We start from the raw sequence: 14,454 nt of genomic DNA on the forward strand, positions 1-14,454 counted from the left end.
CCCCGGGCATTCATAAATAGAGCCGGGAATCAGCATGGTAAACGGTTACGAGAAAGTTGCAGGAATGCCTGTAAAGGCGGGTGTTATCTGCCCTGAGCTAGTAAATTCCCGCCGGGAACTGCATGGCAACAGGATAGAATGTAGCACCTTCTTGGCCGGGACGGCGCAAGGGTTGCTAAGGCTTCACCGGGTCTATTCCCTCCACCTTTCTCGATAACTGTATCACATTGTAGATGAACTGAGGACAAAGAAAAGGCAAGCCCGGCTTAAAACCAAGACCTGCCTTTGATTTTTACGATACCCAAATGGCTTTCGGGTCAAGGGAAACGAATTCCGGGGTCAGTCCAAAGTTTGAACCACCTCTTTCTTCGCCTCTTTCTTGGTTCCGTCAAATCCCGATACGCCCCCCACGGTAGTATATTTCATCAGGTACCGCTTGTCCGGGTGAATCCGGGCATAGGCACTCTGCATCATAACAGCCGCTTCGTGAAAACCGGATAAGATGAGCTTGAGTTTCCCGGGATAGGTATTGACATCGCCAATAGCGTATACGCCGGGGATGTTCGTTTGGTAATCATAGGCGTTATTCACGCGGATGGCATTCTTTTCAATTTCCAGCCCCCAATTCCCCATAGGACCCAGTTTAGGCGAAAGCCCGAAAAGGGGTATAAATGCATCTGTTTCGAGATAAATTGGCTCCTGAGTGGAGTCATTCGGGGTAAGCTGGACGGCACGTAATTCCCGCTCTCCTATCAGACCCGTAACCTGGGCTTCAGTATACATTTTGATCTTTCCGGCGCGGGCCAGTTCCCGGGCTTTTTCCACAGAGTCCAGGGCACCCCGGAATTCCCTTCTCCGGTGTACCAGGCTCAGTTCTGAGGCCAGTTCGCTTAAATGGATGGCCCAGTCCAGGGCAGAATCTCCACCTCCGGCCAGGACCACCTTTTTGTCGCGATAAATTTCCGGGTCCTTAATCATGTAGGACACGCCCCGGCCTTCATAAAGTTCCAGATCGGCCAGGTCGGGTTTTCGGGGTTCGAAAGATCCCAAGCCGCCGGCAATCACAACAACAGGTGCCCGGTGCAGAGTCCCTGAACTACTGCGTACCAGGAACTGACCTTCACTGTCTTTTTCCAGGGTTTCGGCCCGTTCTCCCAGGGTGAAGCCAGGGCAAAATGGCCGGATTTGCTCCATGAGCTTATCGATCAGGTCCCCGGCGAGTATCTCCGGATAGGCCGGAATATCATAAATGGGCTTTTTGGGATAGATCTCCGAACATTGCCCGCCTGGCTGCGGCAAGGCGTCGATCAGGTGGCACTTTAATTTGAGTAATCCTGCTTCAAAAACAGTAAAAAGGCCGGTAGGACCGGCTCCGATAATAAGGATATCCGTTTGGATCATGAGATTATAGATTTGTAGGATTCACATTGAAATTTCAATGCGCTTTAGACTTTGGAATTTGTTGGCTGGAATTTGCTTTTGCTTTGCAAAAGCTTCCGGGTAGCCCTGTTCATTAGTTTTACTTTGGTTTCAAAATCGGCCCTCAGGGTATCGCGGTAATCATTGAGGTAGGTAACCATTTCGCTCAAACCCTCGGGAAGGACTTCTTCGAGTAATTGTCTCAGGCGTTTGGCGGTCGTAGGTGACTGCCCGTTGGTACTGATAGCGATTTTTACATGTCCCTTGTTTACAATTCCTCCCATATAGAAGTCGCATAGTGGCGGGTTATCGGCTACGTTGACCAGTATCTGTCGCTTCCGGCATTCCCGGTAAACCCAGGCGTTAACCTCGGGGCGGTCCGTAGTTGCGATGACCATATGCCGGCCATCTAAGTGCCAGGTGGCCACTTTGGCATGGATCAACTCTGCTCCATAGCGCTCGGCCAGTTCCCGCGTGCGATTTCGAAATAGCGGAGCAACCAGGCTCACCCGGGCATCCGGACTGGATTTGGTCAGGAAATGCAGCTTTTCTTCAGCAACATTCCCACCTCCGACAATCAGGATATCGAGAACACTGCTTTTGAGAAAAATGGGATATAAGGTATTGCGTTGCATAACTGTTCGATTAAATCTGTACGGGTTGCGGTACTCTAGCTAACTCCCGGGCGTATTCCGGCAACCCATACCGTACAACTTCCCCGATAACAATGACAGCTGGGTTGCCCAACCCCTGCTCAGCTACTTTGGCAGCGATGTCTGTTACCGTTCCGAATGCCCTGCGGGCCCTTTTGGTTGTTCCTTCCTGTAGTACGGCTACAGGCATGGCCGACTTTCCAGCTGCCTGGAAACAGGCCATAATCTTTTGCAGTTTGGACATGCCCATCAAAATCACCACGGTTGCGCTGGATTGCGCAGCCAGAGCCACGTCGCGACTCAATTTGTGTTCCTTGGTGGTGCCAGTTACCACCCAAAAACTCTCACTGATTCCTCTTTGGGTCAGGGGAATATTTTCACTGGCCGGCACGGCAAGACTCGAGCTTATCCCGGGGATTACACGCACTTCCATACCCGCGGCAGCGGCCAACACCATTTCCTCTCCCCCGCGTCCAAATACAAAGGGATCTCCCCCCTTAAGACGTACCACATGCTTTCCCTGGGCTCCGCGTTGCAAAATGAGATCGTTGATCTGCTCCTGGAGGTAGGAGGCACATCCTTTGCGCTTCCCCACGTAAATGTGTTCGGCCTGGGGGGCATACTGCAATAATTGGTCACTGGCCAGCGCATCATAGAGCACGACATCGGCTTCCCCCAGCAGGCGAACGCCTTTGAGCGTAATCAATTCGGGATCCCCCGGTCCGGCCCCGATAAGGCTTAAAATTCCCGGCTTATGCATGACTCAATTGCTTTTCGCGAAATAATTCCGCGCGTTCGATAAAATTTCCAGCCTGATTCCGGTACCGTCGGGCAAATTCTGAATCCGGTGCGGCCTGATTCATGGCGAGCACCTCCTCCTTTAAGCTCGTTATTCCAAAGTCAGGGAGGTAATTCGCCAAATGGGTATCGAATAATTCGAGAATTCCAGAATGGGTGTTGGTATTAACCTCCTCCGCGGTTAGCAAGGCTTTGGCCGTATTGATCTGGGCGCTGTAGGCATAGTAAATCGCCGCAGCGTACCGTTCCTCGGCAAGTGCCTTATCGGCTGCTTCCAACTTTTCCTTGCCTTCCAGCATCAGAGTGGCCACTAAATCAATGATGGCCCCAGCGCACTCCCCGACCCCAATGGCTTTCTCATAGCGAGTCGTACTTCCCCAATCGATAAAATCAGCATCTCCAAGATTGGTGACATCGGTAAGCGGACGCAAGAACTCATAAAAATACTGTTGCCCTTGCTCCGCATAATACGCATCGTACCGTTTTCCCCCTCCATTTGCCAGATAATCCTCAAGGATCAATCGAAGGGCCTGAGGGCCTCGTTTTGAAGGGATTTTAACCACTTTATCGGCAAAACGGCCATTGCCTTCCCCGGCGTTTCCACCCCCAAGCAATACCTGGAGGGCAGGGGCCACGCGCTTATCCGGAGTACGTACGGACATCCCCTGAAACCCAATATGGGCGATTGTGTGTTGACCGCAGGCATTCATACAGCCGCTGATCTTGATTACCAGATCGGGAGCGGCCAGTAAAAGGGGATATTCTTCAGCAATGATACGCTCCAGTTCCGCGGCGATGCCGGTACTACTGGCTATCCCGAGGTTACAGGTATCGGTACCCGGGCAGGCCGTGATGTCGGCCGCCGAATTATACCCGGGATCGGCCAGGCCAATGCGTTGCAATGCAGCATAGACCGCGGGTATCCATTCCTCCCGGATAAATGGGATCAGGATATTCTGTCTCAGGCTAAGGCGAACTTCTCCCGCGCCATATGTTTCGATGATATCGGATAGTTGCCGCGCCTGATCCGTGGTAAAGTTTCCTAGAAAAACCCGGATTCCTACTGCCTTGAATCCCGGTTGTTTTTGCGTTATTACATTGGTACTTTGCCACAAATCATACGCCTGTGCGGCATCCGTTTCCTGTAACTGCAGTTTTACCGCTTTCAATTGGCTTTCGAGGTCTTCTGGAGCACTAGTAACCGGTTGCGTAGCGGGATAAGACTCATGGGGAATTTCAAAAATGGGATTGGGAAGGGACGGAGCCACCTTGGCTAGTTCCTCCCGGAATGCTTCCACCCCCAGATCCCGAACCAAATACTTGAGTCGGGCTTTTGCGCGACTTTTGCGCTCGCCAAAGCGATCAAACACGCGTACAACTGCTTCCATCAGGGGAATAATTCGGTTTTCCGGTAGGAAACTGTACAACAAATCGGCATGTCGGGGTTGGGCTCCCAGTCCGCCACCAATCATGACCTGGAAGCCGCGTACCCCAGCCTGAAGCTTTGCAATAAAACCCAGGTCATGCATAAACGACAAACCGGTATCGGAGCGACCGGCTGAAAAACTCACTTTGAATTTTCGCCCCATTTCCTGTCCGATGGGATTTCGCAGGAAATACTCAAAAACGGCCTGGGCGTATGGACTTACGTCGAAGGGCTCCTCCGGGTCAATCCCCGCTGTTTCACTGGCCGTTACGTTGCGGACCGTATTGCCACAGGCTTCACGCAGGGTAACTTCATCGCGTTCCAGCTCGGCCCAAAGTTCGGGGGTGCGATCCAGATCAACATAGTGGATTTGTATGTCCTGCCGGGTAGTGATATGTAATGTACCCGAGGAATAGGTATCGCTTACCTCGGCAATACGACGCAATTGACGGGCACTTACCTTTCCATAGGGCAGTTTTATGCGAATCATTTGCACCCCGGCCTGTCGCTGGCCGTAGACTCCACGAGCCAAACGCAGGCTTCGAAACTTTTCTTCGTCTAACGCGCCATTCTTAAACTGGTGAATGCGAGCTTCGAGCTCCAGAATATCCTGCTCCACCACCGGGTTCTCCAACTCCGTTCTAAAACTCTTCATTATATTATTCCTATAGATTAACTAGATATATTTACAGCAAATGCTGTCTACCTACTTTGAAGGTTGTACTAATTCCTAGGTGTGCAAGCCGCACTCCCGGTTTTCCAGGACTTTGGTAGGATCGAAATAACGATGTTCGTTAGGGAGGTTCCGGGCCTCGAGATAGGCATCGAGTTGGGTATCACTCCAATAATAGAAAGGACTTACCTTCAGGACACCGTCTTTACTGAGACTGAGGATATCCAGGGTATCCCGGTGCGCTGTTTGCCCGCGGCGCAGGTTCGTAAACCAGAGGTCGGGTTCAAATTCCCGCATCGCACGCTGAAAGGGTTCCAGCTTTACCTGCCGGGTAAACTCAGCATGTCGGGGATCGTCTATCCCGGGGATTCCCATAACCGCATCACGATGGGCTGCTGTTTGCTTTGGAACGTAGAGTCGGATATCCAACCCCAGGCGATAGGTCAGGTCCTCTGCATGCGCGTAGGTTTGCGGGGTGTTGTATCCCGTATCGCACCAGATTACCGGAACCGTGCGATCAATATCGGTTACGGCGTGGAGGATGGCTACCTCGTAAGGCCTGAAATTCGTTGTGAGTACAGGTCGTTTAGCCCGCTCCAGGGCCCAGGCGATTATTTCTTCAGGGGGAATTCCTCGTAATTGCTGATTAAGCTGGTCAACTTGTTTCTGGGTCATAATTCAGTATTTCCTTTTATCCTATCGTTTTACTAGGTTATTCAAAGATAAACGCAATTTTCAATTGTAAAAGCCGAAACGGCAATAAATATCAGTTTACCCTATAGTTTTAATAGATTTTTAAAATATCCCGGGTTTTACTGCGGAAATTTTAGGAGAACCTTGGGATTTTTAGAGGATATCAGCGAGGCTGTGACTGCGATATACGTCCAGGGCACTGTCCCGGACCCGCAACATCAAGCGATGTACGGAACACTTGTCTTCATCCGGGCAGTCGTCGCAGGCTTCGTAAAAATTAAGGCTGACGCAGGGAACCATGGCAATGGGTCCTTCCAGCACCCGCATGACAGCGGTCATTGGGATATCCGCCGGATCCTTAATCAGGTAGTAGCCTCCCCCCTTCCCTTTGCGGGATCCCAGAAAGCCGTTTTTACGCAAGGTGAGTAAGATACTCTCCAGGAATTTTTGAGAGATCTGCTCCTGCTCTGCTATCTCAGCGATTTGCACGGGTTGCCTGTCCTCGCGGTTTGCGAGGTAAACCAGGGCCTTCAATCCGTACTTCGTCTTTTTGGATAGCATCTTACGAAGATAGGAAAATCCGTCGCTCAGACCGCTTTGAGCGCCTGCTCCAGATCTGCCAGTATATCCGCAGGATGTTCCAGACCAACGGAAATGCGAACCATGCCATCGGTAATTCCACTGGCCTGACGTTGCTCAGGACTCAATTTGCTGTGGGTTGTAGAAGCCGGATGCGTAACAATGCTGCGGGAATCTCCCAGGTTGGCCGAAAGGGATAGCAACTGGATCTGATCAAAAAACCGCCGGCCGCCTTCCACCCCACCAGCTACTTCAAAGGCTACCACACAGCCACCGGCTTTCATTTGTTTCACGGCCAGCGCATGGGCAGGATGCGATTTCAAAAAAGGATATTTGACCCAATTCACTTTGGGGTGCGCCGAGAGGAATTCGGCCACCTTGAGGGCATTTTCACATTGACGGTCTACGCGAACAGCCAGGGTTTCCATACTCTTGGAAAGCAGCCAGGCATTGAAGGGAGAAAGCGCCGGACCCGTAATTCGGGAGAAACGATAGACCCTATCGATCAGTTCCCGGCTCCCCACGGTAATCCCGGCAAGAACCCTTCCCTGGCCGTCCATTAATTTGGTTCCGGAATGGATAACCAGGTCTGCTCCGAAGCGAATGGGCTGTTGCAAATACGGTGTTGCAAAACAGTTATCGATCACCAGTAATATCCCGTGATCCCGGGCAATTTTGCCCAATGCCTCCAGGTCCAGGACATCGACCCCGGGATTGGTAGGGGTCTCCGCATACAGCATTTTGGTATTCGGGCCAATAAGCGCGGGAATGTCTTCCAGCCGATCGGGTTGAAAATAGCTGTGCTGAATATTCCATTTCGGAAAGAACTGTGTAAAAAGGGTATGGGTAGAACCAAACACACTGCGGGAGGAAACGATGTGATCCCCGCTTTCGAGCAAGGCAGCGAAAGTGGAAAACACTGCAGCCATTCCGGAAGCAAAGGCAAAACCATCCTCGGCCCCTTCCATCTTACAGACCTTATCGATCCATTCCGATGTATTAGGGTTGGAATAGCGGGAGTAAATATTGCGCTCTTTTTCCTCCGCAAAGGAAGCCCGCATGTCCTCAGCATCGTCAAATACAAAGCTCGAGGTAAGATAGAGCGGTGCACTGTGTTCCTGAAACTCCGATCGCGGAATCTGGGTCCGGATAGCTTCTGTCTCGGGTTGTAACCCGTTTTTCTTATTCCTTGACATGTGTATCGTATTTAAGCCAAAATACGGCTGTAATCTATTTTGTTTCTTATGTTAATCCCGTAACCCCTGCTCCGCTATCCTTAAAATATCACCGAATACGCCACGTGCCGTTACCGCGGCACCAGCTCCGGCACCCTGGATAACCAGCGGCTTTTCACCATAGGATTCCGTAAAAATCTCAATGAGCGAATCCGCACCCCGAACCTGACCCAGGGGGTCGTTTTGGGGAATGCATTCCAACCGCACTTTTAAGTCTCCTTTTTGCTGGAGTAAGTCGCCTGAAAGCTCCCCGACGTACCGCAATACCTCATCGGAACCACAGGTTTTTTTTCGTTCCTGAAAAATCGCATCTAACTGGGGCAGGGCCGCTATAAAATCGGGCAGCTCCAACTCCTGCATGTCCTGAGGGATCAGATTCTCTATCGCGATATCTTCAAATTCATTTTCCAGGTCGAGTTCACGTGCCAGGATGAGGAGTTTCCTGCCAACGTCATTCCCGCTGAGGTCTTCCCGGGGGTCCGGTTCGGTGTATCCGCGATCCAGGGCTTCCTGAACTATTTCAGAAAATGGGCGATCCTCCTGACAATAACTATTGAAAATATAACTGAGGGAGCCCGAGAAAACCCCTCTGATACGGGTAATGTTCTCCCCGGACAAATGGAGCAAGGCAATAGTATCGATAAGCGGTAGCCCGGCCCCTACATTGGTCTCATAGAGGTATTGCTTTTGATGCTGTTGCAATTGCTCCCGCAAACTCGTGTAAAAATCGAAGGATAGCGTGTTGGCTATCTTGTTGGAAGATACCAGGTCAAATCCATTGGCAACCAAATCGGTATAGCGTTCTACAAAACGAAGGCTGGCGGTATTGTCTACAGCGATCAGGTTTTCCAGATGATGTGCGCGTGCATAATCAAAAATATCCTCCAGGCGATATCCCTGATTTGCGGCTTTCAGTTTCGTTTCCCAGTCACTGTTTATCCCCCGGTGATCCAGGAGCACCTGCCGGGAATTGGCCACGGCAAAGACATGGATAGCAATCCCTTTTCGAGCCTCAATTTTCTCCCGGGATTCCAGAATCTGTTGCATTAGGGTTCCGCCAACGGTCCCCACGCCAAATACCGCGAGATTGATCTTTTTCAGGATGCCGAATATTTGCCCGTGGATAACATTTACCGCTTTGAGCAAATCCGGTTTTCGCACCACCAGACTGACGTTACGTCCACTCACGGTATTGTTAAAGAGCAAGGGAACAACCTGATTTCGGATAAGGGCCGAATAGGGCTTGTGGAAATTACTCAGCTCCAGGCCAACGATGGAGATCACGGCTACTTCGGAGCGGATGGTGATCCCCTGGATATCCCTGGTTTTAAAATCTTCCTCAAAGGCGGCAATGAGCGCATCTCTGGCCCGGGTTGCTTCACTTGCGGCAACTACCAACCCAATCCCCCGCTCAGAAGATCCCTGTGAAATGATGCCCACGCTGATCCCGCTTTGACCCAGGGCCCGGAAAATCTTGGCATCCACCCCGACTTTTCCCAGTAACCCGCGGCCTTCCAAATTTATAAGGGCCTGGTCCTCGATAACCGAAAGCGAGCGAATACCCTCTCCCCCGGAAGCCGGACCAATCAGTGTCCCTTCATTATCTGAATTGAAGGTATTGAGGATGCGCAGGGGAATATTTTTTTCCAACAGCGGCACAATGGTCTTAGCGTGCAAAATGGTCGCTCCAAAATTTGCCAGTTCATTGGCCTCCTCGTAGGAAAGTCTGTCGATGCGCCGGGCTTCCGGTACCAGGTCCGGATTGGCGGTGTAAATCCCATCGACGTGGGTATAATTGCGCATTTCGGCTGCGTTCAGGAAATTCGCCAGCAAGGCAGCCGTGTAGTTGCTTCCATTGCGCCCCAGGGTTGTGGTTTCTCCTCGCTCATTGGAGGCTATAAAACCCGTGACCAGCGGTAAGCTTCCCTTTGGCAGCTTCTCAAAAAAGTCGGCGGTGTTCTCCCGGCTTACCCCTTCAAGGAGTTGTCCGTCCAGAAAGTCTCCTTTGGTCTTTAAGAATTCCCGGGAATCTACCGCTATGGCATTTAAACCGGAGGCCTGCAACCGTTCGCTCACCCAGGCCACTGACAGCAATTCCCCAATGGCCAGGACCTGTGCCCTGATTTTTGGACTGTAGTCCCCGAGTATTTGCACGCCTTCCAGCAAACGCCCCAATTCCTCAATATATCCATTGAGCAGTGCTGTACTTCCCGCATGTTGCTGATACTGCACAAATTCCTCCAGATCCTGGTGGTAGTCCTTCCCAGTTGCTGCCCGTTCCAATAGGTTTTCCAGCTGGTCGGTTGCTTTTCCCCGCGCCGACAGAACCACCAGGACTTTTTGATTGTGGGCAGCCTGGTCCCGGATAATTTCCACTACCCGATCCAGCCCATTGCCGTTGGCCAGAGACTTCCCTCCGAATTTGAGGACCAGGGGTGCCTTGGCCTGAGCTTCCGGTTTAAAGATAGGAGCCAGAAGTTCCTCCATTTGCTCAAATTCAATGAGGAAGGCATCATGGCCGTGAACCGACTGGATTTCCCCATAGGTAACCCCGGCATTGGATTGCGCCAATTGCTTGTAGGTCTCCTTGTTCTCCACAGCGGTAAAGAACAAATCCGAATCCACCCCGATGATGTGGATTTTCATAGGGCTCTTCCGAAGCTGCTGGAAAACCTCCTCGCCGTTCCGGGTAATATCAATGGTCTTGAGTAGCTGGTTGGTAAGCTTATAAGCAGCCAGTTGAAAGCGTTGCTGCAATTTCTTACCGTGATGCAACAACCAGCTTTCGACATTGAACACCTGAAGATCTTCATTTGTGCTGCGTCCAAATCGGCGTTTAAAGGATTCCGGCGTCCGATAGCAGAGCATGGCGTGCATACGGGCATCGTGTACAGGTTGGCTGGAGTTAACCAGGAACTGCTCCTGAATCTGGCAGTTGGCGATGAGCCAGTCCGTAGATTTCCAATCTGAGGCTACCGGGATCAGGTGCGCAATGCGTTCGGGTTGTAAGGCCGCCATCTCCCAGGCAATCCCTCCGCCCAAAGAGCCGCCCAATAAAGCAAAAAGCCTATCTACACCCAGGGCGTCCAGGCCCTGCCAAAAGATTCGGGCAATGTCCCCGGCTACAAAATCCTTGTAATTCTCAATGAGGAATCCGTCATAGCCGTTTCCGGGAACATTAAAACAAAGCACCGTGTACCTTTCGATATCGATACACTTATCGAGGCCAACCAGAGCATTCCACCACCCATCTGGTCCCCCCACATGGGAGTTTCCCGTTAAGGCATGGTTGATCAATACCACGGGAGCCTCGCCGAGCTTCTGCCCAAACTGTTCATAAGACAGGCGAATATCGAGTTGTGCACCGCTACGGGTGGTAAATCCGGGTATTGCTATTTCAGGTAAATCCATACAGTTAAACAATAAAAGAACGGTATGGGAAAGGGAAGGATAGGGACCTCAAAGGTCCGTTATGTTATCTGCCCCGAACAGCTCATTGCTGTCTGCGGCCGCTCTGACAAACCGCAACAAACGGGATAGAATGTAGCACCTTCTCCGCACAGGGGCGAAGGGTTGCTAAGGCTTCAAAGGGTCTATTCCCTCCACCTTTCTCGATAACCGATCAATAAAACGTTGAACTTGGGTCAAATATAGGGTGCCCTGAAGCTAAAAACCCAATATTTGGCCGAATATTTATAATTCGAATGCCTCGCGAACCTGGTCTACGGCATCCAGTTTCTCCCAGGTGAACAATTCTACTTCTTTTTCTACCCGGCCATTATAGGGGGATTCAAATACCTTGGTAACCGTTCTGGGCTCCTTGCCCAAATGGCCGTAGGCCGCTGTTTCCTTGTAAATAGGGTTTCGGAGTTTCAAGCGCTCTTCTATGGCGAAGGGCCGCATATCAAAAAGTTTGGCAACGCGGGCGGCAATCTCCCCGTCGCTTAAAGCTACCTTAGCCGTCCCATAAGTATTTACCATTACCGAAGTGGGTTCCACGACACCAATAGCATAGCTCACCTGCACCAGGATCTCGTCGGCAACTCCTGCGGCCACCAGGTTTTTAGCCGCATGTCGGGCAGCATAGGCCGCGCTGCGATCTACCTTACTCGGATCTTTTCCGCTGAAGGCTCCCCCGCCATGGGCCCCTTTACCTCCATAGGTATCCACGATAATCTTGCGTCCGGTCAGGCCTGTATCGCCATGAGGTCCGCCGATGACAAACTTACCGGTTGGGTTTATGTGGTAGGTAATGTCGTCATTGAACAGCTTCGCAATGCGATCGGGCAGGGACTGGCGTACCCGTGGGATCAGGTACTTCAGAATATCTTCTTGAATGCGACGGAGCATAACCGCGTCGTCAGCATCGAAGGGATCGTGCTGGGTGGAGATTACGATAGTCACAATCCTGAGTGGGTTGTGGTCATCGTCATACTCAATGGTTACCTGGGCTTTGGCATCCGGTCGGAGATAGGGTATTTCCCGGGCTTCCCTTCTGAGCGCCGCCAGTTCCCGCAGCAGCCGGTGCGCCAGTTCCAGTCCCAGGGGCATATAGTTATCGGTTTCCCTGGAGGCATAGCCGAACATCATTCCCTGATCCCCGGCGCCTTGTTCTTCCTTTTCTCCCCGGTCTACCCCCTGGTTTATGTCCTGGGATTGCTCGTGGATCAGCGATATCACCCCGCAGGAATCCCCGCTGAATTGATATTCGCCTTTGGTATACCCGATTTCATTGATTACCTCCCGGGTTATCTGTTGCAGATCTACATAGGTATGGCTTTTGACTTCTCCTGCAAGTACCACCTGCCCCGTGGTCACCAGGGTCTCACAGGCAACCTTGCTTTCCGGATCAAAGGCCAGGAAATTATCGAGCAAAGCGTCGCTTATCTGATCTGCAATTTTATCCGGATGGCCTTCGCTGACCGATTCGGAGGTAAATAAATATGACATGTTGTTGTAATTCCTTACGAGGAGAGATTGCACGGGTTTCCCGGCAAACTGCTTTAGCATTTTTCGGGTCGCGGATCGGATCCCGGAGGTTGCAATCAGTCAAATCTATCCTCAAATATGACAGCGGCAAAGGTAAGCTTTTGATGGAAATAACAAAGCATGGATTCCAGGCGAATTCCTCCGAATTTTGACCCCTTCCGGTTTTTGGCATCCGGTTGTTCTTTGTATATTGCTTTCCCCTTTTACGGGGCTAATCAACCAAATTCACCCCTTCATGCACATCGCAGTTGCCGGGAATATCGGCGCGGGTAAAACTACCCTGACCAAGCTCCTTTCCAAACACTACAAGTGGGATGCCCATTTTGAAGATGTGGTGGATAACCCCTATCTGGACGACTTTTACACCCAGATGGAACGCTGGAGTTTTAACCTGCAGATTTATTTCCTCAATAGCCGGTACCGTCAGATTCTGAGGATCCGAGAAAGTGGAAAGAATGTCATTCAGGATCGAACCATTTACGAGGATGCGCACATTTTTGCACCTAACCTCCATGCCATGGGCCTGATGACCAACCGGGATTTCCAGAATTACACCTCGCTATTTGAATTAATGGAAAGCCTGGTACAACCCCCCGACTTGCTGATATATCTGCGCAGTTCCATTCCCAATCTGGTCAATCAAATCCACAAGCGGGGCCGGGAATATGAGAACTCCATTTCCATCGATTACCTCAGCCGGCTCAATGAGCGCTATGAAGCCTGGGTACAGGGTTATGACAAGGGGAAGTTGCTCGTTTTTAATGTGGATCAACTGAATTTTGTGGATGATCCCGAAGACCTGGGACAGGTTATCAACCGCATCGACGCGGAAGTAAACGGTTTATTCTAAGGGGTAAAGCCCCATTCTTACCAGTACAACTTATTTCAGTAAGCCAAGCTCCCGGACATGACTTAAGATTTCCCGGGACTTTTCCGCCAGCAACACCGGCACCGTTTTTTCGTGGGCAATCAAATTCCGAACCCGTTTCATACGGCCCGGATGCCGGACGGTCCTGAGGTAAATGGCGCGTATCCGACCGGGGTAGCGCCGGGCAATATCGAGATAGATGTCTGCATCTTTTTCCCCGCTATCCCCAATCAGGACAAATGACAGCTTGGGATAGGACTCCAGGATATTTACGATCTCGTGCTGTTTATGGGGTACATCTTCCCGCTTGCGGCGCCAGAAACTGGCCATACTCCGCAGCAGGATGGGACCTTTGGGGAACTGATTCCGCCTTAGAAATAATTCCAGGTAGCGATACAGGTTCCAGGGACTGTGACTTACGTAAAAAATCGGGTTGGCAGCTTGCCCGTCGGTTCCCTTATGCAAGGTGTGATACAGCTCGGCCGCCCCACTAAGGGGAATTCGACTTTCGGCCCGTTTAAAGAGGGTATTCACGATTACCCGCCATTTGAGGTAGGAGGTGACGCCCGTTTGCAGGATGGTATCGTCGATATCTGAAATCACGCCAAACCGCGCCGTAGCAGCGGGAATGAGCATTGATCCCGGGAATCGGTTTTCGCCGAGTACAGGTCGGGATAATTGTCCTTCCCTATAGGACATTTCGAAGTGGACCCAGCCTTCTTCGTTAGTGAGGCTGTCCAGGGCCTGGGCCTGCTGATCCAACAGGTAATACCCCTCCATGTCCGTAGTCAGCTCAAAAACACGGTCGTCGGGCAGGCGGATCCTCAGCGGGGCGTGGCGAATTTCATCGGTCTCAAAACGCTTCCAGCTATTGGTAAGCAAGGGGACAAAACCTTTGCGTGCCAGATCAATACTTTCATCTTCCAGGGCCCTTCCGCGAATATATAGTCGCTGTGGGGTTCCGTAGCTCTGAAATGCAACGATTTGAAGCGGATCTTTCCGGCCTAACCAGCCCATAGGCATGCACCAATTTCTTCCTGTGAAGATACCACTTTAGGAAATTCCGGACCGAGCGACCAAAAAAGGTCCGGTGGACCTTTTTTAGCGCGACACTGCGCAAG

General features: G+C 51.3%; 11 protein-coding genes and 2 riboswitches. Of the genes, 1 reads left to right on the forward strand and 10 read right to left on the reverse strand.

Annotated elements, in window-relative coordinates; genetic code table 11:
- Positions 1-80: 80 nt before the first annotated feature.
- Positions 81-220: riboswitch (SAM riboswitch) on the reverse strand.
- Positions 221-339: 119 nt separating this feature from the next.
- From BM318_RS02600 to metK, 9 genes are all read right to left on the reverse strand, one after another.
- The gene (locus BM318_RS02600; RefSeq protein ID WP_092980442.1) at positions 340-1,401 is read right to left on the reverse strand and encodes an NAD(P)/FAD-dependent oxidoreductase; all 1,062 of its coding nucleotides are present in this window, start codon (positions 1,399-1,401) and stop codon (positions 340-342) included.
- A gap of 44 nt (positions 1,402-1,445) precedes the next feature.
- On the reverse strand, positions 1,446-2,054 hold the full coding sequence (locus tag BM318_RS02605; protein WP_092980443.1) for a precorrin-2 dehydrogenase/sirohydrochlorin ferrochelatase family protein: 609 nt from the start codon (positions 2,052-2,054) through the stop codon (positions 1,446-1,448).
- A gap of 10 nt (positions 2,055-2,064) precedes the next feature.
- Complete coding sequence (gene cobA, locus BM318_RS02610) at positions 2,065-2,832, reverse strand: uroporphyrinogen-III C-methyltransferase (protein WP_092980444.1); 768 nt, start codon at positions 2,830-2,832, stop codon at positions 2,065-2,067.
- Entirely contained in the window at positions 2,825-4,951 is a 2,127-nt protein-coding gene (locus tag BM318_RS02615) for a nitrite/sulfite reductase (RefSeq protein ID WP_092980446.1), read from the reverse strand. The genes cobA and BM318_RS02615 overlap by 8 nt, the downstream gene beginning before the upstream one ends.
- A 75-nt stretch (positions 4,952-5,026) precedes the next feature.
- Complete coding sequence (locus BM318_RS02620) at positions 5,027-5,644, reverse strand: phosphoadenosine phosphosulfate reductase domain-containing protein (RefSeq protein ID WP_092980448.1); 618 nt, start codon at positions 5,642-5,644, stop codon at positions 5,027-5,029.
- A gap of 171 nt (positions 5,645-5,815) precedes the next feature.
- Positions 5,816-6,223: an RrF2 family transcriptional regulator gene (locus tag BM318_RS02625; RefSeq protein WP_092980449.1), complete on the reverse strand. Its 408-nt coding sequence runs from the start codon at positions 6,221-6,223 to the stop codon at positions 5,816-5,818.
- A gap of 26 nt (positions 6,224-6,249) precedes the next feature.
- Positions 6,250-7,437, reverse strand: coding sequence for a trans-sulfuration enzyme family protein (locus BM318_RS02630; protein ID WP_092980451.1), 1,188 nt, complete (start codon positions 7,435-7,437; stop codon positions 6,250-6,252).
- A gap of 51 nt (positions 7,438-7,488) precedes the next feature.
- Complete coding sequence (gene thrA, locus BM318_RS02635) at positions 7,489-10,887, reverse strand: bifunctional aspartate kinase/homoserine dehydrogenase I (RefSeq protein WP_092980454.1); 3,399 nt, start codon at positions 10,885-10,887, stop codon at positions 7,489-7,491.
- Between the two features lie 98 nt (positions 10,888-10,985).
- A riboswitch (SAM riboswitch) is annotated at positions 10,986-11,097 on the reverse strand.
- Between the two features lie 72 nt (positions 11,098-11,169).
- Positions 11,170-12,426: a methionine adenosyltransferase gene (gene metK, locus BM318_RS02640; protein ID WP_092980456.1), complete on the reverse strand. Its 1,257-nt coding sequence runs from the start codon at positions 12,424-12,426 to the stop codon at positions 11,170-11,172.
- 274 nt (positions 12,427-12,700) lie between these two features.
- Between metK and BM318_RS02645 the strand changes: the two genes are divergently transcribed.
- Positions 12,701-13,315 (forward strand): deoxynucleoside kinase, encoded by a 615-nt coding sequence (locus tag BM318_RS02645; protein ID WP_092982039.1) that lies wholly within the window; start codon positions 12,701-12,703, stop codon positions 13,313-13,315.
- Positions 13,316-13,345: 30 nt separating this feature from the next.
- Here BM318_RS02645 and BM318_RS02650 read toward each other — a convergent pair whose 3' ends face one another.
- Positions 13,346-14,350, reverse strand: a complete 1,005-nt coding sequence (locus BM318_RS02650; protein WP_092980458.1) for an App1 family protein — start codon at positions 14,348-14,350, stop codon at positions 13,346-13,348.
- Positions 14,351-14,454: the final 104 nt, after the last annotated feature.

It is taken from the genome of Robiginitalea myxolifaciens, from assembly GCF_900115205.1.
In the GTDB taxonomy this organism is placed as follows: Bacteria; Bacteroidota; Bacteroidia; order Flavobacteriales; family Flavobacteriaceae; genus Robiginitalea; species Robiginitalea myxolifaciens.

Excerpts from the sequence above, each read along its gene's own strand:
- metK (WP_092980456.1), bottom strand. The coding sequence starts at position 12,426 with ATGTCATATTTATTTACCTCCGAATCGGTCAGCGAAGGCCATCCGGAT.
- BM318_RS02620 (WP_092980448.1), bottom strand. The coding sequence starts at position 5,644 with ATGACCCAGAAACAAGTTGACCAGCTTAATCAGCAATTACGAGGAATT.
- BM318_RS02645 (WP_092982039.1), top strand. The coding sequence starts at position 12,701 with ATGCACATCGCAGTTGCCGGGAATATCGGCGCGGGTAAAACTACCCTG.
- BM318_RS02625 (WP_092980449.1), bottom strand. The coding sequence starts at position 6,223 with ATGCTATCCAAAAAGACGAAGTACGGATTGAAGGCCCTGGTTTACCTC.
- BM318_RS02605 (WP_092980443.1), bottom strand. The coding sequence starts at position 2,054 with ATGCAACGCAATACCTTATATCCCATTTTTCTCAAAAGCAGTGTTCTC.
- BM318_RS02615 (WP_092980446.1), bottom strand. The coding sequence starts at position 4,951 with ATGAAGAGTTTTAGAACGGAGTTGGAGAACCCGGTGGTGGAGCAGGAT.
- thrA (WP_092980454.1), bottom strand. The coding sequence starts at position 10,887 with ATGGATTTACCTGAAATAGCAATACCCGGATTTACCACCCGTAGCGGT.
- BM318_RS02630 (WP_092980451.1), bottom strand. The coding sequence starts at position 7,437 with ATGTCAAGGAATAAGAAAAACGGGTTACAACCCGAGACAGAAGCTATC.
- cobA (WP_092980444.1), bottom strand. The coding sequence starts at position 2,832 with ATGCATAAGCCGGGAATTTTAAGCCTTATCGGGGCCGGACCGGGGGAT.
- BM318_RS02600 (WP_092980442.1), bottom strand. The coding sequence starts at position 1,401 with ATGATCCAAACGGATATCCTTATTATCGGAGCCGGTCCTACCGGCCTT.
- BM318_RS02650 (WP_092980458.1), bottom strand. The coding sequence starts at position 14,350 with ATGGGCTGGTTAGGCCGGAAAGATCCGCTTCAAATCGTTGCATTTCAG.